Genomic DNA, 21,139 nt, shown 5'->3' with positions numbered 1-21,139 from the left:
GATCGATCGACGCCTCGCCCTCGAACTCGGCCTCAGCAGCCTCGGCCGGGCCCGGAATCTCGGGCTCGCCCTCGTCCTCCGAGCGGACGGCGAAGGGCTCGAAGGTCTGAGGGATGTCGGCCTCGAGCGCGTCGACGGCCGCGTCCATACCCTCCTGGATCTCCTGATCCTCGAGGTCGTTCTCGTCGAAGCTGAGCGGCGAGCGTGCGTCCTCGCCGATGAGGTCGCGGAGCTCGTCGCCCTCGTTCTCGTCGTAAGGCTGGGTCACAGCGCCTCTTTCCTCGTATCTTCTCGGCCCACGGATTCACGGCCCAGGGGCCACATCGACCCGTAGGTCAGACGAAGACCCAGAACATCAGCTTGCCGAAGCCGTAGTCCAGGCCCGCCACGATGGCCATCATGACGAGCACGAAGAAGAGCACGACGACAAAGTAGTTGGCGACCTGAGAACGGGTCGGCCAGACGACCTTGCGGAGCTCCGCGACGACCTGTCGGTAGAAGGTCACCGGAGACGTGCGGCCGGAGCGGGTGCTCTCGGACGACGCACTCGACGTCTCACTCATGTGACCGTTTCCCTTCGATCGTGGTGCCCGTCATCGGTCCGCCGTCGGGACGGACCGGGCGATTGTTGCAGGGCAGGAGGGACTTGAACCCCCAACCTTCGGTTTTGGAGACCGATGCTCTGCCAGTTGAGCTACTGCCCTTCGATGATCGCTCCCACCGCGCAGCCTTGCACTCCTGCAGCGACCGGAGGGCATGACAACACAGTGGAAACATCCACCGGTCGTCAAGTGTACGGGGTCGCCCGGCGTCGAGTCGAACCGGCTGGCACGATGACCGCATGGCCCTCGCCGACCGGACACCAGACGGGCTGGACTGACCCCGTGCCACGCTCGATCGACCGCCTCCCCAAGGCCCACCTCCACCTCCACTTCACCGGCTCCATGCGCCACCGGACGCTGGTCGAGCTCGCCGAGCGCGACGGTGTACGCCTCCCGGCCGCGCTGGTCGAGGAGTGGCCTCCGCGGCTGCGCGCGACCGACGAGAAGGGCTGGTTCCGCTTCCAGCGCCTGTACGACACGGCACGGTCGGTGCTGCGGACCCCCGACGACGTACGCCGGCTGGTGCACGAGGTCGCCGAGGACGACGCGGCCGAGGGCTCGGTGTGGACGGAGATCCAGGTGGACCCCTCCGGCTACGCGACGCTCTTCGGCGGGATCACCGCGTTCACCGACCTCGTGCTCGCCTCGGTCGAGGAGGCCAGCGCCACCTACGGCATCGGGATGGCCGTGGTCATCGCGTCGAACCGCACCCGGCACCCGCTCGACGCACGCACGCTGGCGAGGCTGGCGGGACAGTACGCGGGACGCGGCGTCGTCGGCTTCGGCCTCTCCAACGACGAGCGTCGGGGCGACACCGCGGCGTTCGCGCCGGCGTTCGCCATCGCGCGGCGCGCAGGACTGCGCAGCATGCCCCACGGCGGCGAGCTGCGCGGCGCGGCGAGCGTGACCGCCGTGCTGGAACACCTCCACCCCGACCGGATCGGGCACGGCGTGCGGTGCGTGGAGGACCCTGCGGTGCTGGCGGCCGTGGCCGAGGCGGGCATCACGCTGGAGGTGTGCCCGTCGTCCAACGTTGCTCTCGGCGTCTACGACACCTTCGAGGAGGTGCCGGTGCGTACGCTGATGCAGGCCGGTGTGGGTGTCGCTCTCGGCGCCGACGACCCGCTGCTCTTCGGATCCCGTCTGGCCGGTCAGTACGCAGCGCTCCGGGCGGCGCAGGACTTCAGCGACGAGGAGCTGGCCGAGCTCGCCCGCATGTCGCTGCGGGGCTCGTACGCCCCCGCGGGGCTCCGCGACCAGGCCCTGGCCGCGATCGACGCCTGGCTCGCCGCTCCCACGGACCAGCCCTGAGGGCGTTCGCGGCGTCCGGAGCCGGCGCAGCTCAGAGCTCGGCGCCGACGAGCACGGGCTCGTTCTGGAGGCGGACGCCGAACGCGTCCTCGACCCCGTCGCGGATCTCGCGAGCCAGCGCCAGCAGCTCGTAGCCCGTGGCGCCCCCGCGGTTGGTGAGCGCCAGCGTGTGCTTGCCCGAGACGCGTGCCGCGGTGGTGCCGTAGCCCTTGCCGAAGCCGGCGTGCTCGATCAGCCACGCGGCGCTGGTCTTGACCTGGCCGTCGGGCTGAGCGAAGCGCGGGGCGCCCGCCGGCAACGACGCGGCTGCCTCGGCCGAGAGCACCGGGTTGGTGAAGAACGACCCGGCGCTCCACGTGTCGTGGTCGTCGGGATCGAGCACCATGCCCTTGGCGGCGCGCAGCGCGAGGACGGCCTCGCGGACGTCGCGCAGCGGCACCCGCTCGCCCACCTCGACGCCGAGGGCCCGAGCCAGCTCCGCGTACCGCACCGGTCCGGCCAACGACCCCAGACGGAGCTGGAAGGTCACGTCGAGGACGACGAAGCGGTGAGGGTCCTGCTTGAAGCGGCTCGTGCGGTAGCCGAAGCCGCAGTCGTCGGCCGCGCAGGTGACGACCCGCTGCTCGACGCGGTCGTACGTCCGGACCCGGGCGATGGTCTGCGAGACCTCCTGCCCGTACGCGCCGACGTTCTGGATCGGTGTCGCGCCGACCCTTCCGGGGATGCCGGAGAGCGTCTCGACACCGACCCACTCCTCGGCGACCGCGTGGGCCACGAAGTCGTCCCACACCTCACCGGCCGCGACGGTCAAGGTCGCTCCGCTGCAGGGGTCGACGTCGGCCTCCAGGCCCTGGGTGCGCACGAGCACGACCGTGCCGTCGAAGCCCTCGTCGGCGACCACGACGTTGCTCCCGCCGCCGAGCAGCAGGACGGGCTCGCCGGCCTCGTCGAGGTCGTGCACGGTGTCGACGAGATCGTCGACGCTGGTCACCTCGACGATGTCGCGGGCCGGCCCACCGATCCGCAGCGTCGTCAGTGGGGCGAGGACGTTCAGGTCACGCATCGAGGGGGCTCCCAACATGACACCGGGGTCCGCGCCGAGAAGGCGGGACCCCAGTGGAGTGTGTGACGTGCGACGTCGCAGGCGAAGGTCAGCGGGTCTCGCGGTGGACCGTGTGACGACGCTCGTGCGGGCAGAACTTCTTGAGGTCGAGGCGATCGGGATCGTTGCGACGGTTCTTCTTGGTGATGTAGTTGCGTCGCTTGCACTCGGTGCACGCCAAGGTGATCTTGGGACGGATGTCAGAGCTCTTGCTGGCCACGAGTCTGCCTCTTCTTCGGTGGAACTGCTTCTGTCGTCTGTTCTGTAGCGGGGGCGGGACTCGAACCCGCGACACCACGATTATGAGCCGTGTGCTCTAACCACCTGAGCTACCCCGCCATACGTCCGCCCGCACCCTGCCGGGACCGAGCGGAGGGAGCGGGTGAGACTCAGAGCCCCTTTACGGAATCGAACCGTAGACCTTCTCCTTACCATGGAGACGCTCTGCCGACTGAGCTAAAGGGGCGATCGGCGAACCGGATGAAAAGATACACGGCCGCGCGCCGGAACCGAAATCCGGGGGTCCCCTCCATGACCTGAGTCGTCCCGGTGCGTGAGTTCGGTCACGTCGACGTTGGTGCGGCCTGGGACGATGGAGGCATGTTCCGGGCACGCACGGCCGCGCTGGTTGCCGCCTCGCTGGCACTCGCGGCGTGCACGGCGAGCGGCGGCTCCCCACGCGAGGACGAGGGTACGAGCGGCACCCGCACCACGAGCTCACCGTCGCCGGCCGCGCGCGGCACGACCGTCCCTGGCGCCGACTGGGATCGGACGGACGCGGCCGCCGCGGGCTTCGACGGGGCCGCCCTGCGGGCGCTCGACCGACGACTCGAGGCCGACGGCACGTCGTGCTTCGTGGTCACCCGCGACGGGGAGGTCGTGCACGAGGCGTACTTCGGCGACAGCACCGCCGACTCCATGGGGCCCACGTTCTCCGTGACGAAGTCCTTCACGTCGTTGCTGGTCGGGATCGCGGCGGACGAGGGGTTGCTCGACCTCGACGACCGGGCGTCGGACTACGTCTCCGAGTGGAAGGGAACGCCCGCCGCGCGCGTGACGGTCCGCGACCTCCTCGCCAACGTCTCCGGCCGCCACTGGGACTTCGTGAGCGACTACCAGCAGCTGGCGCTCGCGGCCCGCGACAAGACGGCGTACGCGATCGGGCTCACCCAGGACGCGCGGCCCGGAAGGGTCTGGCGCTACAACAACGCGGCGATCCAGACTCTGGACGAGGTCCTGACGAAGGCGACGGGGACGAAGCCCGCCGCGTACGCGAGAGAGAAGCTGCTCGACCCGCTCACGATGTCGAGGACCTTCTGGGGCGAGGATCCCTCGGGCAACACCACCATGTTCTCGGGCGTGAACGCCTCCTGCCTGGACCTCGCCCGCCTCGGGCTCCTGACGATGCGCGACGGCCGGTGGGGCGCGACCCAGGTGGTCTCGGAGGACTACATGGGGCAGGCGACGGGCAGGTCCTCCTCGCCGCTCAACGCGGCGTACGGGCTGCTGTGGTGGGTCAACCGCAAGGGACCCGTGCTCGGTGCGCTGACGGCCACCGATCCCGGCGCGGACCGCCAGGGAGGGGCGGCGACCCGCAAGGGTGGGCGCCTGGCTCCGGGAGCACCCGCCGACGCCTTCTGGGCGCTCGGGCTCGGCAAGCAGGTCGTGGCCGTCGTCCCGTCCGAGCGGATCGTCGCCGTACGGATGGGAGCCGCACCGCAGGACCCGGACGCGCTGACGCCCGGCGCGTTCACCTCCGACGTGCTCGCCGCCCTGCGCTGAGGCGTCCGCCTCACCAGGGCTGGATGCCGTCCTCGTCACGGAAGGTGCCGGTCGGGCCACTGTCGGGCAGCGTCGCCAGCGCGAGGAAGACCGCCGCACCCTGCTCGGGCGTACGGGTCCCCTGGTGGCCGTTGAGGTCGGTCGCGACGAAGCCCGGGCACCCCGCGTTGACCAGGATCCCGGTGCCGGCGAGCTCCTTGGCGTACTGGACCGTCACGGCGTTGAGGTAGGACTTGGTCGGCGAGTAGACCGCCGAGACCGGGCCGACCGCGGCGGCTTGCGCGGTCTGCAGAGTGAGGGAGCCGACCGTGCTCGACACGTTGACGATGCGTGGCGACGTCGCCCGACGCAGCATCGGCAGCACCGCGTTGGTGACCCGGATGACGCCGACCACGTTGGTGTCGACCACCGACAGCACCTGCTCGGCGCTGACCTTGCTGGGATCCTGCGGCATGCCCCCGGTGATGGCGGCGTTGTTGACGAGTACGTCGAGCCCACCTCGCGCTTCAAGCTGCGCAGCCGCGGCCGCGACGCTGACATCGTCGGTCACGTCGAGGGGGACGCCGAACACGTCGAGCCCGTCAGCCCGAAGCTTGTCCACGGCGTCGGCGCGCCGGACCGCGTCCCGTGCGCCGACGCCGACGCGGAACCCGAGGCGGGCCAGACCCGCGGCGATCTCGTAGCCGATCCCCTTGTTGGCGCCGGTGACCAGCGCTGTTCTCTTGTTCTCGTTGCTGTTCTCTGGCATGCCTCGATCGTGTGCTCGCGACGTCGTCGATATCCAAGACCGATCCGGTCGGGGCCGATACTGCCGCGGTATGACGCCTGGTGAGCCGCGTAATCTCGACGAGGTGGAAACCCGTGAGCTTCGCTACTTCATCGCCGTCGCCGAGGAGTCGCACGTCGGTCGGGCGGCCACCCGCCTCGGGATGGCGCAGCCGCCGCTGTCGCGCGCGATCGCCCAGCTCGAGCGACGCCTGGGCGCCGACCTCTTCGTCCGTACGCCGCGCGGGGTGACCCTCACGAGCGCCGGGGAGACCCTGCTGCTCGAGGGCCGGGCCGCGCTGGCAGCCGTCGAGGCAGCGGAGCGACGCACCCGCCGAACCGTCGAGGCGAACGGCCGGGCCCCGGTGGTGCTCACCGCCAAGGCAGGCGCGTCGAGCGAGCTGATGGCCAAGCTGCTCGATGCCTACGCCGCCGAGCCCGGTGCCGTCGACGTCGACGTGGTGCTGAGCCCACCGGGGCATCAAAGCCTCATGCTGCGCGACGGGCGCGCCGATGTCGCGATCCTGCACCGACCGTTCGACGACGTGAGCGGGTTCGACGTGGACACGCTCACGGTCGAGGAGCAGGTGCTCGTCCTGCCGGCCGGCCACCCCACGAGCGCCCAGGACTCCATGACCGTCGCCGAGGCCGGCTCCATCGCCGACCTCCCGCTGCCGCGCTGGCCCGATCTCCGCGGCACCTACCCCGCCGGTCCCGGCCCTGAGCTCCGCGACCTGACGCAGGTTCTGCAGCTGGTGCGGCTGGGCCGCACCGCGATCATGCTGCCCGAGTCGGCCACCGCCGGTCTCCACGACGGACTGGCTGTCGTCCCGGTCTCGGACGCCCCTCAGGTCACGACCGTCATCGCGTGGCCGCCTCACAGCACATCATCGGGCGTGGCGGGCCTGGTGCGCGCGGCGGCGCGCCTGTGAGCTGCCCGTCGTCCACCGATGTCGAGGCGCGGGAACGACTCAGGCCCCCGCCTGAGGCGGGGGCCTGGGTGCCCGTGAGGGTGGCAGGTAGAGGATTCGAACCTCTGTAGGCAATGCCGGCTGATTTACAGTCAGCTCCCTTTGGCCGCTCGGGCAACCTGCCGGGGTTCGTTACTCTGTCCGAGCAACAGCACGACTTTAACGCAGCACTCCTGCGCGCCCGAAACCGGGTGACCGGGACCCCGACGGAGAGGATCACCATGGCCGCGGACTCGTCGTTCGACATCGTGAGCAAGCTCGACCACGCCGAGATCGACAACGCGATCAACCAGGCCGCGCGCGAGATCGCGACCCGATACGACTTCAAGAACACCGGGGCCTCGATCGAGAAGAGCGGGCCGACAGGTCTCGTCATCAAGGCGAACGCCGACGAGCGCGCCCTCGCCGTCCTCGACGTCCTCAAGGACAAGCTCGTCAAGCGAGGCGTGTCGCTCAAGACGCTGGAGGCCGGCGACCCCAAGCAGTCCGGCAAGGAGTCGGTGATCAACGGCACCTTCTCCGAGGGCATCAGCCAGGAGCAGGCCAAGAAGGTGTCCAAGCTGATCCGCGACGAGGGCCCGAAGGGCGTCAAGGTGCAGATCCAGGGCGAGGAGCTCCGCGTCACGAGCAAGAAGCGCGACGACCTCCAGGAGGTCATCGCGCTGGTCAAGGGCGCCGACCTCGACTTCGCCGTGCAGTTCGTCAACTACCGCTAGGCGGCTCGTGCCGGAGCCTGGCAGCCTGCCTGGTCAGGTGGTCGCGCTCCGGCACGTTCGTCGAGGCCGCCGCAGCCTCCGCGTAGAGCCTCGCCGCGGCCGTACGGTCTCCGGCGCGCTCGTGCAGCCAGGCCGCCACCGCCGCTCGCCGAGGAACCTCGGCGGGCACGGGATCCAGCGCGCGGAGTCCCTCGGCGGGGCCCTGGACCTCCCCGACGGCGACCGCGCGGTTCATCGCGACCACCGGTGAGGTGGTGTGCTCGAGGAGCTCGTCGTACCACTGGAGGATCTGGGGCCAGTCGGTCTCGTCGGCGGCCGCGGCGTCGCAGTGGAGCGCGGCGATCGCCGCCTGCGCCTGGTACTCGCCGACCTGCTGACGGGCGAGGGCGGTCTGGAGGATGTCGACCCCTTCGGCGATCCGCCGCGTGTCCCACCGCGAGCGGTCCTGCTCGGCGAGCGGCACGATCGAGCCGTCCACGGCCCACCGCGCGTCGCGACGCGCATGGTGCAGCAGCATCAGCGCGAGCAGGCCGGCCACCTCCGGGTCGTCGGTCGCCCGCGCCAGCATCCTCGTGAGCCGGATCGCCTCGGCAGCCAGGTCCACCGCGCCGGTGTAGCCCTCGTTGAAGATCAGGTAGAGGACCTTCAGCACGGCGCGCAGGTCACCTCTGGGCCCGACTCCCTCCTTGGCGACCGTCCGCTTGGCCCGGCTGATCCGCTGCGCCATCGTCGCCTCGGGCACGAGGTACGCCTCGGCGATCTGCCGCGTGGTGAGCCCGCCGACCGCCCGCAGGGTGAGCGCCACCGCGGAGGCCGGCGAGAGTGACGGATGGCAGCAGAGGAAGAGCAGGCGCAGCGTGTCGTCGGTCTGCTCGGTCGGCCCCGGCGGCCGGTGGTCGACCACCCGCTCCTCCCGCGCGCGCCGTGCCGACGCCGCTCGGGCCGTGTCGAGATACTTGCGCCACGCGACGGTCACCAGCCAGCCGCGCGGGTCATCGGGCCACTCCCCCGGCCAGCGGCGTACGGCCTCGATCATCGCCTCCTGCACCGCGTCCTCCCCCGACGCGAAGTCAGCGCCGCGGCGGAGGAGGACACCGAGCACCTGCGGCATCAGGTCCCGAAGAAGCCGGTCCACGACATGCCGTCCGATGAGCCGCGGCGTGCTCAGTCGGTGACCATGGGGGGCATCTCGAGGAAGGGCCGGACCTCGATCCACTCGTTGATCGGCTCCCCGCGGGGACCCGGGGCCGACGAGAGGAAGGCTGCTGCCTCGTGAGCCCGCTCGACCGAATCGACGTCGATGACCATCCAGCCGGCGATGAGGTCCTTGCTCTCGGCGAACGGTCCGTCGGTCACCGGCGGACGTCCCTCTCCGTCGTGGCGGACGAACGTGCCCTCGGGCGACAGCGCCTGACCGTCGACGTACTCGCCACGCTCACCGAGCGTGTCGGCCACGTGCTCCATGAACGCGACGTGCGCCGACACCTCGTCCGGCGTCCACTGGTCCATGGGCGCGAACTCGTGCTCCGGCTTCGGTCCGCCCCGGTAGTGCTTGAGCAGCAGGTACTTCGCCATCGTCGTCTCCTTGTCCATTCAACCGCGGCAGCGTTCTCGCTGCCGTCACTCCAGGGACGGAGCCGGCGCGCGCTTCTCGACATGATCACCGAGACCGGGTCAGGGAAGCGGGCCGAGAAGCAGCGTCGGAGCGACGGAGGTGGCGACGAGCGCGACGACGCCGACCACCACCACGGCGTACGCGATCGCCGTCCCCCGACCTTCGCGGACGGTGGCGCCGGACGCGGCGACCTCGCTCCGCAGCACCCGGCTCGCCGGCGCGAACGCGACCACGGCCAGCCGGAGGTAGTAGACGAGCCCCAACGCGACGTTGACGGCCATGACCGCGGCCAGCCACCCGTACCCGCTCACGATCACCGGCTGGAGCACGACGTACTTGGCGACCAGCCCGATCACCGCCGGCGGGAAGCCCGCCAGCGCGAGCAGGCCCATCAGCAGGGCCACCCCGAGAAGAGGATCACGCCGGGCGACCCCGGTGTAGTGGGCGTACGAGGTGCCGCCGAGCCGGCGTACGCCGACCGCCGCGACGGCGAAGACGGTGAGGTTGGCGACGGCGTAGACCGCGAGGTAGCGAAGCGGGGCCGTGAGCACGAGGTCCGAGCCGACGGCGACCGCGACCAGCGGGGCGAGGACGAACCCGCCCTGCGCGACGGACGACCACGCCAGCATCCCGACGATGTCGCGCTGCGCGAGCGCGCCGAGGTTGCCGACCGTCATCGACAGCGCCGCCACGACGGCGATGAAGACGTCCCACCGCGGTTGGAGAGCCACGAACGGATAGGCGAGCACCACGAGCAGGCCGGCGAGCGCGCCACCCTTGGACACCACCGAGAGGAACGCCGCCACCGGCACCGTCGCGCCCCGGTAGGCGTCGGGGATCCACAGGTGGAAGGGAACGGCGCCGACCTTGAACACCAGGCCGATCAGCACCAGGACCACGACGGCGGTGACGACCCGCAGCGGTGCGCGCTCGGCCTGGAGACCGACCAGCACGCCCTCGTAGGTGAGCGTGCCGGTGAGCCCGTAGAGCAGCGACAGCCCCATGAGCGTCACCGCGGTCGCGGTGGCCGACGCGAGGAAGAACGTCCAGGCCGAGGAGACCGCCTCACGCCGGTCGCGCTGCATGGCGACCAGCGCGATCGACGGGAGAGAGAGGAGCTCCAGCGCCACGACGAGCGTGACGAAATCGCTCGCCGACGCCAGGGTCAGCGCCCCCGCCGTCGCACAGAGCATGAGGAAGACCGACTCGCCCGCCGGCATCGTGGCGTCGTCCTCCAGGACCTGCGCGAGGACCACGACCGCAAGGGCGGACAGCAGGATCACCCACGAGAACCCGGCGACGATCGGCCCCGTCGACCCGGTCGACGCCAACCACGAGCCGGCCGCGGCCAGCGACGCCACGGCGATCGTCCCGGCGCGTCGCCATCGGCCGCCCGGCCAGAACGCATCGACGACCAGCGCCACGATCGCCCCGGCGGCGACCAGCAGCGGCACTCCCGCCGACGACCAGTCGATGAGCTGTGAGCCGGTCATCGGGCGCCTCCCAGGATGGCCGGGATGCTCGGCTCGACGACACCCATCACGATCCCGGGCGCGAGCCCGAGCAGCAGCACCGCCACCACCAGGACCGCCGCGATCCCCCGCTCGGACCCGTCGAGGTCGAGGTCGTGCTCGTGCGGCGTCGGCACGCCCTGGAGCGTACGGCGGACTATCCGTAGGAAGTAGGCGGAGGTGAGCAGGACGCCGAGCAGCGCGCCGACGAGGAGGACGGCCGCCAGTGCCGGCCCCAGCCCGGCATCACCGGCACCGGCGGAGGCCTCGTACGCCCCGCGCAGCGCCATCATCTCTCCCCAGAACCCGGCGAGACCGGGGAGACCGAGGCTGGCGAAGCAGGCGAAGCCCAGGACCACCGCAAGCGCCGGCATCCGGGCGTACAGGCCGCGCCCGAGCACCGCGATCTCCGCCGTCCCGAAGCGCCGCTTGAGGGATCCGGCGTTGAAGAACAGCAGCCCGGTCACGAGCCCGTGCGCCACGCTCGCGAACACCGCGGCGGCGACGCCGATCTCGGTCAGCGTCGCGATGCCGAGGACCACGAAGCCCATGTGCCCGACGCTGGAATAGGCGATCAGCCGCTTGAGGTCGGTCTGGCGCAGGCAGGCGAGGGCGGCGACGACGATGCCGACGACCCCGAGAGCGCCCAGCCACGGCGCCAGGTCGCGCGCGGGTCCGGGCAGGACGGAGACGAGGACACGCAGCAGCCCGTACGTCCCGAGCTTGAGGAAGACGGCCGCCAGGAGGACCGAGCCCACGGTCGGCGCCTTGGCGTGGGCGTCGGGCAGCCACAGGTGCAGCGGCCAGATCGGCGTCTTGACCGCGAGCCCCAGCGCGATCGTGCAGGCGGCGAACAGCGCCCACCCGCCGTCGAGGACGTCGCCCCGCTCGGCCAGCTCCGGGATCTGCAGGGTGCCGGTCAGCGCCCAGACGGTCACGAAGCCGACGAGCATGAACGCGGAGCCGACGACCGTGTAGAGGAGGAACCGCGTCGCCGCGGTCCGGCGCCCGACCGGGTCGTGCGGGTCGCCCCAGCGGGCGATGACGAACCACATCGGGATCAGCGCGAGCTCGAAGAACACGAAGAACAGCAGGAGGTCGAGCGCCGCGAAGACGCCGACGGCCGCCGTCAGCACCACCATCACCAGGCCGACCAGACCGGGTGTCGCGTTGTCCCCCGCCGGCGGGTGGTCGACCAGCGCCCAGCACACCAGCGCCGAGATCAACGCCGTCATCAGCAGGAGAGGGAACGAGATGCCGTCCATCCCGAGGTGCAGGTGGATCCCCAGCGCACGGACCCAGACGAGGTCGATCTCGGCGGCGTAGCCGTCGCCGTCGTGGCCGATCCAGGTCACGAGGAGCAGCACCGCGACGACCAGCGACGTGGCGGTGCCGACGCGGGCGGCGACCAGGTCGGTGACCAGGCTCCGCGCGACGACCAGCAGGAGGGCCGCGACCGCGGGGACGGCGAGGGCGACCACCAGGCCGTTCATCGGACCACCACCAGCAGGGTCGCGAGGAGCACGCCGACGGCGAGCACGGTGACGTAGATCTGCGCGTTGCCCGTCTGGCTCCGGGTCAAGACGCGGGAGAGCTGCACGCTCAGCCAGGCCACGGCCCGCGGGTAGAAGCCGATGACGTCACGGTCGGTGGCCACGACCAGGTCGCCCGCCTCTCGAGCGGCGACCCCCGCACCGTCGTAGCCGACGTCCCACCCGAGCTCTCGCGTGAACGCCGGCCTGGCCGGTCCGAGCAGGTCGGCAGGGTCGCGCCCCGCGGCGAGCGCCTGGTACGCGAGCCACCCTGCCCCCGCGACGACCAGCGTGGTCACGAGACCCATGAGCAGGTCGAACGGCATCGCGAGACTCAGCAGCAGCGTCGCCGCCGCGAGGAGCACCAGAGGCCCGACCATGAGGGGCGGCGCCTCCCGGAGTGCTTGCGCGCGGGCCGCCCCAGCGCCGGTGGCCCCAGCGCCGGTGACCGTCGCGCCGTCGCCTCCCATGAACGTCATCCACCAGGCGCGGAAGGCGTACACGACCGTCACCGCCGCCGTCACCAGCCCGACCGCCAGCACCACGGCCGCGACCCCCGCCGACACCGGAGACTCGTGGCCCACGGCGTGCCAGGCCGACTCGAGCACGGCGTCCTTGCTGAAGAACCCGACCGTCGGCACGACGCCGGCGAGCGCGGCGAAGCCGATCGTCCCCGTGGCGAACGTCCACGGCATGGCCCCGCGCAGTCCGCCCATGTCGCGCAGCGCCGTCGAGCCGATCACGTGGGCCACCGAGCCCGCGACGAGGAAGAGCAGCGCCTTGAACGCGCCGTGGGACAGCAGGTGGTCGATGCCGGCGTCGTAGCCGCCGACGGCGAGGGCGGCGAACATGTAGGCCAGCTGGCTCACCGTCGACCACGCGAGCACCCGCTTGAGGTCGCCCGAGGTCAGCGCCAGCAGCGCGGCGAGGAGCATCGTGACGCAGGCGACCACCGCGAGGACCGTCATCGTCACCGCCGACTCCGCCATCACCGGGTACAGCCGGGCGACGAGGAAGACACCGGCCGCGACCATGGTCGCGGCATGGATGAGCGCGCTGATCGGCGTCGGGCCCGGCATCGCGTCGGCCAACCACGTGTGCAGCGGGAACTGGGCCGACTTGCCGACCACGGCGACGACGATCAGGAGTCCGATCGCGGTCAGGCCCGCAGGGGCGTCCGACGACGCCATCGCTGCGAGGACCTCGCTGATCTCGTACGTGCCGAAGGTGTGCCCGATCGCGAAGATGCCGACCAGCAGACCGAGGTCGCCGACGCGGGTGAGCAGGAACGCCTTCACCGCACCGGCCCGGGCGGGCGCGAGCTCCCAGTGGTGGCTGATCAGCAGGTACGAGCAGAGGCCCATCACCTCCCACCCGACGAGGAGCAGCCACAGGTTGTCGGCGACCACCACGGTCGCCATGGCAACGAGGAACAGCTGGATGATCGTCGTGTACGAGCGGTAGCGGGGGTCTCCGGCGAGATAGGCCAACGAGTAGACCTGCACCATCAGGCCGACCCCGGCCGCGAGCAGCAGCATCACGGCGCTCAGGTGGTCGACGTAGAACGTCACCGAAACTCCGAGCAGGTCACCGCCGTCGACCAGGGTCGTCCGCTCGCCGGCCGGCGAGCCGTACGGTCCGGTGCGGTCACCCAGACGCGGGAATGCCACGATCGCGGCGCAGAGCGCGAGAACCGCAGTGATCGCGACCGCCGACGACGAGTAGCGACGGGTCACAGCTCGTCACCGCCCTCGGCGAGCATGCTGGCCGGTGGCTCCTGAGCGTCGATGTCGGCGTTGCCGACCGCCCGGAAGAGCGCGAGGACGATCGCCAGCCCAAGACCGATCTCGGCGGCGGCCAGCGCGATCACGAAGAGGGTCAGCGACTGTCCCGTGTGCAGCGTGTCGGCCCACCAGGTGTCGAACGCCACGAGGTTGAGGCTGACCGCGTTGAGCATCAGCTCCACCCCGAGCAGGACCATGACGGCGTGCCGCCGGGCGAGGACGGCATAGATCCCGAGACCGAAGAGACCGCAGGAGACGGTCAGGGGCAGCATCAGCGACATCAGCGCGCCCCCTTGCGCGTCAGCACGATCGCGCCGACGAGCGCGGCGAGGAGCACCACCGACAGCACCTCGAACGGAAGCACCCAGGTCCGGAAGAGGGCGTCGCCGAGCCGCTCGGCCGTGCCGATCCGGATCTCGTCCTCGTCGATCACCTCACCGCCGAAGCCCGCCCACACGACGGCTCCGAGCCCGACCGTGACCGCCCCCGCGACCACGGCGGCCAGCGGCTGGTTGCGGGTCGCCGTCGCCGAGCCCGGACCTGAGGGCGCCCGCGTGAGCATCAGGGCGAACAGCAGAAGCACGACCACCGAGCCGATGTAGATCAGCACCTGCACCCAGGCGACCAGCTCGGCCGCCAGCAGGATGTAGAGGCCGGCGATCGCCCCGAGGGTCACCACGAGCCACAGCGCCGCGTGCACGATCTGGTCGCTGGTGACCACGAGGAACGCCGACACGAGGGTCACCACGCCCAGGGCGGCGAACACCACCGTCACCGCGGTCATGCGCCAGGCTCGGCTTCGCGCTCTGCCACCTTGTCCGCCTCGAGCCTCGCGGCCTCACGGTGGGCCGCCTTCTCCGCCACACCGATCTCCTTGGGCTGCTCCGCCGCAGGGTCGAGCGGCTGCGGCGGCGGGACGGTCCACATCCACTCGCGCAGCCGCTCCTTGTCGTGCGTCAGGTCACGGATGTCGAGCTCGGCGTACTCGAACTCGGGCGACCAGTGCAGCGCGTCGAAGGGGCAGACCTCGACGCAGATGCCGCAGTACATGCAGAGCGAGTAGTCGATGTCGAACCGGTCGAGCACGTTGAACGAGCGCTCACGCCCGCCCTCGTTGACCGGAGGCGCCGTCTCTTTGTGCGAGTCGATGTAGATGCACCACGCCGGGCACTCGCGGGCGCAGAGCATGCACGAGGTGCAGTTCTCCTCCTGCAGCGCGATCACCCCTCGGCTGCGGGGCGGCAGGGCAGGGAGCACGTCGGGGTACTGCTGGGTGACCGCCCGTCGGGTCAGGTTGTGCCACGTCACCCTCAGGCCCCGCACGAGGCCGCTCCCCGTCACCGCACGTCGCACGCCGCTCATGCCAGGACCACCACCGTCGTCAGAGCGAGCTGCCCGAGGGCGAGCGGGACCAGGATCTTCCACGCCAGCGCATTGAGCTGGTCCTCACGCATCCGCGGCCACGCGACCCGGAACCACACCACGAGGAATGCCACCACCATCGTCTTGAGAAGGACCCACAACCAGCCGAGCTCGTCCGAGGACGGTCCTCGCCACCCGCCGAGGAACAGGGTCGCCGTGAGCGCGGAGAGCACGACGATCCCGGCGTACTCGGCGAGCAGGAACATCGCGAACCGCATGCCTCCGTACTCGGTGTAGGGCCCGAGGACGAGCTCCGCGTCGGCGATCGGCATGTCGAACGGCGGCCGCTGGAGCTCGGCGAGCCCTGCGACGACGAAGACCACCAGAGCCGGCAACTGCCACAGCAGCCAGGACCACTCCCAGGCCTGGGCGATGCCGACGAGCGACAGGGAGCCGGCCATCATCGCCGCCGACACCGCCGCGAGCACCATCGGGAGCTCATAGCTCATCAGCTGGGAGGCGGTCCGGAGCCCACCGAGCAGGGAGTACTTGTTGGCGCTCGCCCAGCCGCCCATGAGGGTGCCGAGCACGCCGATGCTCATCACCGCGAGGGCGAAGAAGAGGCCCAGGTCGAGGTCGGCCCCCACCGCGCTCGGCCCGAGCGGGATCACGAACAGCACCACCAGGTACGGGACGAGCGCGACACCGGGTGCCAGCGCGAACACCGGTCGGTCCGCGGCGCTCGGGGTCACCGCCTCCTTCTGGACGAACTTCACACCGTCGGCGACCAGCTGGGCCCATCCGTGGAAGCCACCGGCGTACATCGGTCCGACCCGCGACTGCATGTGCGCCATCGTCTTGTGCTCGAGCTGCCCGACCGCCAGCGGGAGCACGAGGAATGCAGCGAGCACGACCACGCACCGCAGCGCCACGTCGAGGACCTCAGCCATCGGTGCCCCCGTCCTCGGCCGCCGGCGGAGGTGTCGCTCGGCGGGAGCGGCGTGGGCGGGAAGCACCGGCCGCCGGGCCTGCGGTCGCGTGAGCGAGGGGATCGGGCGTCGGGGTGCCCGGCGGCCTCGGCCCCCACTGCTCGGGGTCCGGCACACCGGGAGGACGGGTCCGGCGACGCCCTGGCGACGACTCGGCCGCCGACACGTCGTGGTCGGACTCGCCGGGCTCCTTCGCGCCCGGCCACGGCTTGACCACCCGGGAGGCGAGCACGAACTCCTTGCGCAACGGGTGGCCCTCGAAGGCGTCAGGCAGCAGGAGCGTCTCGAGGGCGACACCGTCACGGAAGTCGATGCCGAACATCTCGTGGGTCTCGCGCTCGTGCCAGGCGGCACCGGCGTACGCGCCGACCAGGGAGTCGAGGACCGGGTCCGCGCGCGGCACGGTGGTCTGGACCAGGACGTCCCTCACCGCCGTGCGGCCGACACCGGGCGACAGCGCCACCAGGTGGCACACCACCCGCAGGCCGCCGGCGAGCTCGGGCTCGTCCGCGTACGGGCTCGGGCCACCCGCCTCGTCGACCGCGCTGAGCCAGTCGAAGTAGTGGCACCCCGCGCGGTCTCGCAGCGCGAGCACGATCGATCGCCACCACCCCGAGGGGACGGTCAGCGCGAGCCCCCCGAGCTCCTCGGTGGCGGTGACGCGGTCACCGCCGATCACCCGGCCGAGGTCGAGCACGTCGGAGGTCCAGGTCATCGGCGACTAGCCGTCCTGCTCAGGCGTGACCGGCGGCCGCAGCAGCGACGAGAGCGAGCGGCGCAGTCCTGTCCGGCCGTAGCGCTGCGCGAGGTCTTCGCCGGCGATCTTGTCCTGAAGGGTGACGATCCCCTGGAGGAGGGCCTCCGGCCGCGGCGGACAGCCGGGGACGTACACGTCGACCGGGATGATCTGGTCGACGCCCTTGGTGACGCAGTACGAGTCCCAGTAGGGGCCGCCGGAGTTGGCGCACGACCCGAAGGAGATGACGTACTTGGGGTCGGGCATCTGCGCGTAGAGCCGCTCGATCGCCGGCGCCATCTTGTCGGTCACCGTGCCCGAGACGACCATGAGGTCGGCCTGCCGGGGACCGGGGGCGAAGGGGATGACTCCGAGGCGGATGAAGTCGTGACGGGCCATCGACGCCGCGATGAACTCGATCGCGCAGCACGCCAGCCCGAAGTTGAAGACCCACAGCGAGTAGCGACGCCCCCAGTTGAGCAGATAGCGCACGGGCCGAGGCGCCAGCGCGGATCCGACGCCGAGGTCGACCTCGCCCAGCCTCTCCATGGACGGGCTCTGCAGAGTAGGGCTCTGCAACGTAGGGACGCCGAGGTCGACCGCACCCTTGGTCACGTCCACGACAGCACCCCCGTGCGCCATGCATAGACGAGGCCGACGGCGATGAAGCCGAGGAACACCGCCATCTCCACCGCGGCCGCCCACCCGATGGACGCGAACACGACCGCCCACGGGAAGAGGAACACCGCGTCGACGGCGAAGATGACGTAGAGGAACGCGTAGACGTAGTAGCGCACGTTGCTCTGCGCCCACCCGGTGCCGACGGGGTCCACGCCGGACTCGTACGTCAGCAGCTTGGCCGGATCGGGCAGCGCGGGACGGAACAGCCGGTTGGCCCCGAGCATGCCTGCGGCCAGAGCCACGCCGACCCCGATGATCGCGGCGACCGACGCGTACGTCACCAGGTAGTCGGGGTAGTCGGACATGCGCCTGAGTCTAGGGGGTCGCCGCCGGCCTGCGTGCGGAGCGCGACGGCTCACCGGGTGTGTCCGTGACCGACCTCCGGACCGCGGGAGAGAGCGAGCCGCCCACCCGTCACACTGGGGCGCATGTCACCCCTCCTCCGGCCGCTCGGCCTGGTCGCGTGCGCGAGCCTCGTCCTCGGCACCGTCGCTCCGGCGGTCGCCGCACCCCCGGATCTCGGCGCGCGGGACGCCGCATCCGAGACCGCGCCTCCGGCGGTGCGCGAGGCTGCACGCCCGCGCGCGGCGGGCCTGATCATCACCTACGCCGACGGCGCACGTCCGTCGGCGACGGTCTCCCGCGCGGCCGTCGAGGCAGAGGGCCCGGACACGTCCGGGACCACCACGCCGGTCGCCGAGGGCGTGGACTCGCTGGCGTTCTCCGAGCCGGTGAGCCTCGCTGCGGCGCAGGAGGCGGCCACCGAGCTCGAGGACCTCCCCGGTGTCGCGTCTGTCGAGCCCGACGTCCTGGTGACCACGGCCGCTCCGCCAGCCCTCAACGACACCGACTGGAACAAGCAGTGGGGCATCCATGAGGCGTACGGGTCGCAGGCCTACACCGCATGGCCGGTCACGACCGGCCGGGTCGTCGTGGGGGTGGTCGACACCGGCCAGAGCAAGCACCCCGATCTCGACGGCAAGATGGTCTCGGGGATGGACTTCATCTCCTCGAAGCAGATCGCCCGCGACGGGCACGGCCGGGACTCCAACCCTCGCGACGAGGGCGACTGGGTCACGGGGACCGAGGGGTGTGGCGCCGCCTCCCCGAGCTCGTGGCACGGCACGCACGTGGCCGGCATCATCGGCGCCCGTGCCAACAACCGCACAGGAGTCGCGGGCAACGCACCGGGAGTCCGCATCCAGCACCTGCGCATCCTCGGGCGCTGCGGGGGCGCCACCTCCGACATCGCCGCCGCGATCACGTGGGGCTCGGGCGGCACGATTCCCAAGCTGCCGCGCAACCGGACTCCCGCGAAGGTGCTCAACCTGTCGCTGTCCGGACGTGCCGACTTCTGCCCGACCGCCCTCCGCAAGGCGATCGCCGGTGCACGGACCCGGGGCACCGTCGTCGTCGTGGCGGCCGGCAACGACTCCATGAACGCGCGGCTCTTCACGCCGGCGAACTGTCCCGGCGTCGTCACGGTGGGCGCGACGAACCGGCTCGGTCAGGCGGCCGGCGGGTTCGTCCAGACCGCGTGGGTCCCCTACCCCAACTACGGCCCCTCCCTCGACCTCTCCGCCCCCGGCGGCGACCTCGTCAAGGGCGACTCCATCCTCTCCACGGTCAACACCGGCGCCAAGGGGCCTGCCCGCCCGGGATGGGCTGAGCAGTCGGGCACGAGCATGGCGGCACCTGCAGTGTCCGCCGCCGCCGCACTGATCGCGTCGCACGGCTCCTATCCCGCCTCGACGATCGAGGGCGCGCTGCGGTGGGCGGTCAAGCCCTTCCCGCAGCTCTCCAACGGTCGAGCCAACTGCGCGCCGTCCAGGTGCGGGCGCGGCATCCTGGACGTCTCCCGTCTCTCGTTGGCGACGGCGGCGCCGGTGGCGAGCGGCAGGGCGGCTCTCGGCCAGACCCTCACGACGACACGCGGCACCTGGACCAGCGCCCCGACCGCCTACAGCTATCGCTGGGTGCGCAACGGCCGCGCCATCCCCGGCGCCTACGGCACGTCGTACCGGATCAGGCCGGCCGACGGCGGGGCGCTGATCCAGTCGCAGGTCGCGGGCCGCAAGGGCGCCGGCTCCCCAGCCCTCTGGCGCAGCTCCAACGGCTTTCGCGTCCCGAAGATCGCGACCGCCGTACGCCTGAAGGCCACGCCGAAGAAGACGCGGTACGGCCGTACCGGCTCGAGGCTCGTGGCCCGGGTCTCGGTCGCCGCGGGCTCCGTCCGAGGCAAGGTCGTCTTCCGAGACGGCACCAAGAAGATCAAGGCCGTGAAGGTGAAGAACGGCAAGGCGGTGCTCAAGCTCTCGCCGAAGAAGCTCAAGCGCGGCAAGCACGCGATCACCGCCACGTACGTCGCGGCACACCCGGCCTTCAAGCGGGCGAAGTCCCGGCCGGTCACGCTGCGGGTCCGCTAGCAGGCACCGGCCGGCAGAGAGGGCGGGGACACGACCAGTGTCCCCGCCCTCTCCTACGCTCGGGCCATGAGTGAGCAGAGCACGACGCCGGACCCCATCATGCAGCGCATCGCGGTGGCGATGTCGCTCGGTCAGCGCGACGACCGAGACGGAGCGCGGGCCGCGCTGCGGGAGGTGTGGGACGAGCTGGGAGAGGACGGTGACTCGTTCCACCGGTGCGTCGTCGCGCACTTCCTCGCCGACGTCACCGCCGACGCGGAGGAGGAGCTGGTCTGGGACCTGCGTGCGCTCGCCGCAGCGCGCGAGACGAGCGACGAGCGGGCGAAGGCCCATCACGCGTCGCTGACGATCGCCGGGTTCTTCCCCTCCTTGCACCTCAACCTCGCCGACGTGCTGCGCCGGCTCGGCCGCTTCGACGAGGCGGCCGAGCACGCGGAGTCGGCCTCGGCCCGGATCGACGTGCTCCCCGAGGACGACTACGGGACCGGCCTGCACGAGGCGCTCGTCGAGGTCACGGCGATGATCGCCGCCCGCGACACCACGGCCCGGGACTCGGCGCCGGGCGCGTGAGGACGGCGCCGTCGGACGGCAGGGCTCAGGCGCGGGCGAGCGGCAAGCCTCGGTCGACCAGCTCGCCACGAAGGTCCTCGGGAGTGGTGAACGGGATGGCGTCCATCCCAGCGACCCCGGCGGCGAGGATGTTGCGCGGTGAGTCGTCGGTGAAGACGACCCCGTCGAGAGGGCGGCCGAGCCGCTCGGCCAGGACCTCGAAGATCCGAGGGTCCGGCTTCGCGCAGCCCTCCTCGCCGGACACGACGATGTCGTCGAAGGCCTCGAGCACCTCGAAGCGCGCTCGTGCATGGCCGAAGAGCTCCGCCGACCAGTTCGTCAGAGCGACCAGCGGCACCCCGGCGTCGCGGAGCTCCTGCACGATCGCGACGGACCCCTCGATCTCGCCGACGAGGGAAGCCTCGAAGTTCACGCGATAGGCGGTGATCTCGTCGGCGTAGTGCGGGAACGCTCCGCGCGCGACCCGCTCCGCCTCCTCCCACGGACGGCCCTCGTCCTGGAGGTGGTTCCACGCCAGGAAGTCGAACTCGGGATCACCGAGGAAGGCCATCGCGCGCTCGTCCCCCACGCTCGCGGCCACCGCGGGGACCGGGTCCCAGCGGACGAGGACATTGCCGATGTCGAAGACCACAGGATCAGCTGCCATGCGTCCACGCTAACGAGCCGTGCCCCACAACGAGGGTG

23 protein-coding genes and 4 tRNA genes are annotated in these 21,139 nt (G+C 71.3%); 6 read left to right on the top strand and 21 right to left on the bottom strand.

Going from position 1 to position 21,139, the window contains the following annotated elements; translation table 11 throughout:
• Positions 1–335: 335 nt before the first annotated feature.
• The gene (gene secE, locus KV097_RS01700; protein ID WP_220342094.1) at positions 336–563 is read right to left on the bottom strand and encodes a preprotein translocase subunit SecE; all 228 of its coding nucleotides are present in this window, start codon (positions 561–563) and stop codon (positions 336–338) included.
• A 68-nt stretch (positions 564–631) separates the two neighbouring features.
• Positions 632–704 (bottom strand) — tRNA-Trp (locus tag KV097_RS01695).
• A gap of 180 nt (positions 705–884) precedes the next feature.
• Between KV097_RS01695 and KV097_RS01690 the strand changes: the two genes are divergently transcribed.
• Positions 885–1,913, top strand: a complete 1,029-nt coding sequence (locus KV097_RS01690; RefSeq protein WP_308289303.1) for an adenosine deaminase — start codon at positions 885–887, stop codon at positions 1,911–1,913.
• Between the two features lie 31 nt (positions 1,914–1,944).
• On the opposite strand, the gene KV097_RS01685 is transcribed toward KV097_RS01690, so the two are convergent.
• The 4 genes from KV097_RS01685 to KV097_RS01670 all read right to left on the bottom strand — a co-directional run bounded on the left by KV097_RS01685 (position 1,945) and on the right by KV097_RS01670 (position 3,481).
• On the bottom strand, positions 1,945–2,976 hold the full coding sequence (locus KV097_RS01685) for a UDP-N-acetylmuramate dehydrogenase (RefSeq protein ID WP_220342096.1): 1,032 nt from the start codon (positions 2,974–2,976) through the stop codon (positions 1,945–1,947).
• Positions 2,977–3,064: 88 nt separating this feature from the next.
• Positions 3,065–3,235, bottom strand: a complete 171-nt coding sequence (gene rpmG / locus KV097_RS01680; RefSeq protein ID WP_139088538.1) for a 50S ribosomal protein L33 — start codon at positions 3,233–3,235, stop codon at positions 3,065–3,067.
• 45 nt (positions 3,236–3,280) lie between these two features.
• Positions 3,281–3,354: transfer RNA gene (locus tag KV097_RS01675), tRNA-Met, on the bottom strand.
• Positions 3,355–3,408: 54 nt separating this feature from the next.
• Positions 3,409–3,481: transfer RNA gene (locus KV097_RS01670), tRNA-Thr, on the bottom strand.
• Positions 3,482–3,615: 134 nt separating this feature from the next.
• Here KV097_RS01670 and KV097_RS01665 point away from each other — a divergent pair.
• On the top strand, positions 3,616–4,797 hold the full coding sequence (locus KV097_RS01665; RefSeq protein WP_220364933.1) for a serine hydrolase: 1,182 nt from the start codon (positions 3,616–3,618) through the stop codon (positions 4,795–4,797).
• 10 nt (positions 4,798–4,807) lie between these two features.
• Here KV097_RS01665 and KV097_RS01660 read toward each other — a convergent pair whose 3' ends face one another.
• Positions 4,808–5,545: an SDR family NAD(P)-dependent oxidoreductase gene (locus tag KV097_RS01660; RefSeq protein WP_220364932.1), complete on the bottom strand. Its 738-nt coding sequence runs from the start codon at positions 5,543–5,545 to the stop codon at positions 4,808–4,810.
• A 103-nt stretch (positions 5,546–5,648) separates the two neighbouring features.
• Here KV097_RS01660 and KV097_RS01655 point away from each other — a divergent pair, with 103 nt between their 5' ends.
• Complete coding sequence (locus KV097_RS01655) at positions 5,649–6,494, top strand: LysR family transcriptional regulator (protein ID WP_220364931.1); 846 nt, start codon at positions 5,649–5,651, stop codon at positions 6,492–6,494.
• Between the two features lie 81 nt (positions 6,495–6,575).
• Here the strand turns inward: KV097_RS01655 and KV097_RS01650 are convergent.
• Positions 6,576–6,657, bottom strand: a tRNA-Tyr gene (locus KV097_RS01650).
• Positions 6,658–6,754: 97 nt separating this feature from the next.
• Here KV097_RS01650 and KV097_RS01645 point away from each other — a divergent pair.
• Positions 6,755–7,249 carry a YajQ family cyclic di-GMP-binding protein gene (locus tag KV097_RS01645; RefSeq protein WP_220342100.1) on the top strand — a complete coding sequence of 165 codons (495 nt, stop codon included), beginning with the start codon at positions 6,755–6,757 and terminating at the stop codon, positions 7,247–7,249.
• Here the strand turns inward: KV097_RS01645 and KV097_RS01640 are convergent.
• The 12 genes from KV097_RS01640 to KV097_RS01585 form a co-directional block, all read right to left on the bottom strand.
• On the bottom strand, positions 7,236–8,384 hold the full coding sequence (locus KV097_RS01640) for an RNA polymerase sigma factor (RefSeq protein ID WP_220364930.1): 1,149 nt from the start codon (positions 8,382–8,384) through the stop codon (positions 7,236–7,238). The genes KV097_RS01645 and KV097_RS01640 overlap by 14 nt on opposite strands.
• 29 nt (positions 8,385–8,413) lie before the next feature.
• On the bottom strand, positions 8,414–8,824 hold the full coding sequence (locus KV097_RS01635; RefSeq protein ID WP_220342101.1) for a YciI family protein: 411 nt from the start codon (positions 8,822–8,824) through the stop codon (positions 8,414–8,416).
• A 99-nt stretch (positions 8,825–8,923) separates the two neighbouring features.
• Positions 8,924–10,357, bottom strand: coding sequence for an NADH-quinone oxidoreductase subunit N (locus tag KV097_RS01630; RefSeq protein ID WP_220342102.1), 1,434 nt, complete (start codon positions 10,355–10,357; stop codon positions 8,924–8,926).
• Positions 10,354–11,868 (bottom strand): NuoM family protein, encoded by a 1,515-nt coding sequence (locus tag KV097_RS01625; protein WP_220342103.1) that lies wholly within the window; start codon positions 11,866–11,868, stop codon positions 10,354–10,356. The genes KV097_RS01630 and KV097_RS01625 overlap by 4 nt, the downstream gene beginning before the upstream one ends.
• Positions 11,865–13,643, bottom strand: a complete 1,779-nt coding sequence (locus KV097_RS01620; RefSeq protein WP_220364929.1) for a proton-conducting transporter membrane subunit — start codon at positions 13,641–13,643, stop codon at positions 11,865–11,867. The genes KV097_RS01625 and KV097_RS01620 overlap by 4 nt, the downstream gene beginning before the upstream one ends.
• Positions 13,640–13,972: an NADH-quinone oxidoreductase subunit NuoK gene (gene nuoK, locus KV097_RS01615; protein ID WP_220345343.1), complete on the bottom strand. Its 333-nt coding sequence runs from the start codon at positions 13,970–13,972 to the stop codon at positions 13,640–13,642. Before nuoK ends, KV097_RS01620 begins: the two co-directional genes overlap by 4 nt.
• Positions 13,972–14,475: an NADH-quinone oxidoreductase subunit J gene (locus KV097_RS01610; RefSeq protein ID WP_220345344.1), complete on the bottom strand. Its 504-nt coding sequence runs from the start codon at positions 14,473–14,475 to the stop codon at positions 13,972–13,974. The genes nuoK and KV097_RS01610 overlap by 1 nt, the downstream gene beginning before the upstream one ends.
• Positions 14,472–15,053: an NADH-quinone oxidoreductase subunit I gene (locus tag KV097_RS19870; RefSeq protein ID WP_220342107.1), complete on the bottom strand. Its 582-nt coding sequence runs from the start codon at positions 15,051–15,053 to the stop codon at positions 14,472–14,474. Before KV097_RS19870 ends, KV097_RS01610 begins: the two co-directional genes overlap by 4 nt.
• Positions 15,050–16,003, bottom strand: a complete 954-nt coding sequence (gene nuoH / locus KV097_RS01600) for an NADH-quinone oxidoreductase subunit NuoH (RefSeq protein WP_220364928.1) — start codon at positions 16,001–16,003, stop codon at positions 15,050–15,052. Before nuoH ends, KV097_RS19870 begins: the two co-directional genes overlap by 4 nt.
• Entirely contained in the window at positions 15,996–16,757 is a 762-nt protein-coding gene (locus KV097_RS01595; RefSeq protein ID WP_220342109.1) for an NADH-quinone oxidoreductase subunit C, read from the bottom strand. The genes nuoH and KV097_RS01595 overlap by 8 nt, the downstream gene beginning before the upstream one ends.
• A 6-nt stretch (positions 16,758–16,763) precedes the next feature.
• The gene (locus KV097_RS01590) at positions 16,764–17,327 is read right to left on the bottom strand and encodes an NADH-quinone oxidoreductase subunit B (RefSeq protein ID WP_220342537.1); all 564 of its coding nucleotides are present in this window, start codon (positions 17,325–17,327) and stop codon (positions 16,764–16,766) included.
• 62 nt (positions 17,328–17,389) lie between these two features.
• Positions 17,390–17,764 carry an NADH-quinone oxidoreductase subunit A gene (locus KV097_RS01585; RefSeq protein ID WP_220342110.1) on the bottom strand — a complete coding sequence of 125 codons (375 nt, stop codon included), beginning with the start codon at positions 17,762–17,764 and terminating at the stop codon, positions 17,390–17,392.
• Between the two features lie 123 nt (positions 17,765–17,887).
• Between KV097_RS01585 and KV097_RS01580 the strand changes: the two genes are divergently transcribed.
• Together KV097_RS01580 and KV097_RS01575 are read left to right on the top strand one after the other, a co-directional pair.
• Positions 17,888–19,885, top strand: coding sequence for a S8 family serine peptidase (locus tag KV097_RS01580; protein WP_220364927.1), 1,998 nt, complete (start codon positions 17,888–17,890; stop codon positions 19,883–19,885).
• Between the two features lie 66 nt (positions 19,886–19,951).
• A complete protein-coding gene (locus KV097_RS01575; protein ID WP_220345346.1) occupies positions 19,952–20,455 on the top strand; it encodes a hypothetical protein in 504 nt (167 codons plus the stop codon).
• Between the two features lie 25 nt (positions 20,456–20,480).
• Here KV097_RS01575 and KV097_RS01570 read toward each other — a convergent pair whose 3' ends face one another.
• Positions 20,481–21,101, bottom strand: a complete 621-nt coding sequence (locus tag KV097_RS01570) for an HAD family phosphatase (RefSeq protein ID WP_220345347.1) — start codon at positions 21,099–21,101, stop codon at positions 20,481–20,483.
• Between the last annotated feature and the right edge of the window lie 38 nt (positions 21,102–21,139).

The sequence above is a fragment of the Mumia sp. zg.B17 genome, assembly GCF_019550915.1.
Taxonomy (GTDB): domain Bacteria; phylum Actinomycetota; class Actinomycetes; order Propionibacteriales; family Nocardioidaceae; genus Mumia.
The sequence above is the reverse complement of the archived record's forward strand: the minus strand, read 5'-3'. Positions and strand labels throughout refer to the sequence as shown.

What these genes read in the sequence shown, in the direction of transcription:
- KV097_RS01580 (WP_220364927.1), top strand. Translation starts at nt 17,888, where the DNA reads ATGTCACCCCTCCTCCGGCCGCTCGGCCTGGTCGCGTGCGCGAGCCTC.
- KV097_RS01585 (WP_220342110.1), bottom strand. Translation starts at nt 17,764, where the DNA reads ATGTCCGACTACCCCGACTACCTGGTGACGTACGCGTCGGTCGCCGCG.
- KV097_RS01635 (WP_220342101.1), bottom strand. Translation starts at nt 8,824, where the DNA reads ATGGCGAAGTACCTGCTGCTCAAGCACTACCGGGGCGGACCGAAGCCG.
- KV097_RS01665 (WP_220364933.1), top strand. Translation starts at nt 3,616, where the DNA reads ATGTTCCGGGCACGCACGGCCGCGCTGGTTGCCGCCTCGCTGGCACTC.
- KV097_RS01660 (WP_220364932.1), bottom strand. Translation starts at nt 5,545, where the DNA reads ATGCCAGAGAACAGCAACGAGAACAAGAGAACAGCGCTGGTCACCGGC.
- secE (WP_220342094.1), bottom strand. Translation starts at nt 563, where the DNA reads ATGAGTGAGACGTCGAGTGCGTCGTCCGAGAGCACCCGCTCCGGCCGC.
- KV097_RS01590 (WP_220342537.1), bottom strand. Translation starts at nt 17,327, where the DNA reads ATGGAGAGGCTGGGCGAGGTCGACCTCGGCGTCGGATCCGCGCTGGCG.
- KV097_RS01570 (WP_220345347.1), bottom strand. Translation starts at nt 21,101, where the DNA reads ATGGCAGCTGATCCTGTGGTCTTCGACATCGGCAATGTCCTCGTCCGC.
- KV097_RS01645 (WP_220342100.1), top strand. Translation starts at nt 6,755, where the DNA reads ATGGCCGCGGACTCGTCGTTCGACATCGTGAGCAAGCTCGACCACGCC.
- nuoH (WP_220364928.1), bottom strand. Translation starts at nt 16,003, where the DNA reads ATGGCTGAGGTCCTCGACGTGGCGCTGCGGTGCGTGGTCGTGCTCGCT.
- KV097_RS01630 (WP_220342102.1), bottom strand. Translation starts at nt 10,357, where the DNA reads ATGACCGGCTCACAGCTCATCGACTGGTCGTCGGCGGGAGTGCCGCTG.
- KV097_RS01610 (WP_220345344.1), bottom strand. Translation starts at nt 14,475, where the DNA reads ATGACCGCGGTGACGGTGGTGTTCGCCGCCCTGGGCGTGGTGACCCTC.
- KV097_RS01575 (WP_220345346.1), top strand. Translation starts at nt 19,952, where the DNA reads ATGAGTGAGCAGAGCACGACGCCGGACCCCATCATGCAGCGCATCGCG.
- KV097_RS19870 (WP_220342107.1), bottom strand. Translation starts at nt 15,053, where the DNA reads ATGAGCGGCGTGCGACGTGCGGTGACGGGGAGCGGCCTCGTGCGGGGC.
- KV097_RS01625 (WP_220342103.1), bottom strand. Translation starts at nt 11,868, where the DNA reads ATGAACGGCCTGGTGGTCGCCCTCGCCGTCCCCGCGGTCGCGGCCCTC.
- nuoK (WP_220345343.1), bottom strand. Translation starts at nt 13,972, where the DNA reads ATGTCGCTGATGCTGCCCCTGACCGTCTCCTGCGGTCTCTTCGGTCTC.
- KV097_RS01595 (WP_220342109.1), bottom strand. Translation starts at nt 16,757, where the DNA reads ATGACCTGGACCTCCGACGTGCTCGACCTCGGCCGGGTGATCGGCGGT.
- KV097_RS01685 (WP_220342096.1), bottom strand. Translation starts at nt 2,976, where the DNA reads ATGCGTGACCTGAACGTCCTCGCCCCACTGACGACGCTGCGGATCGGT.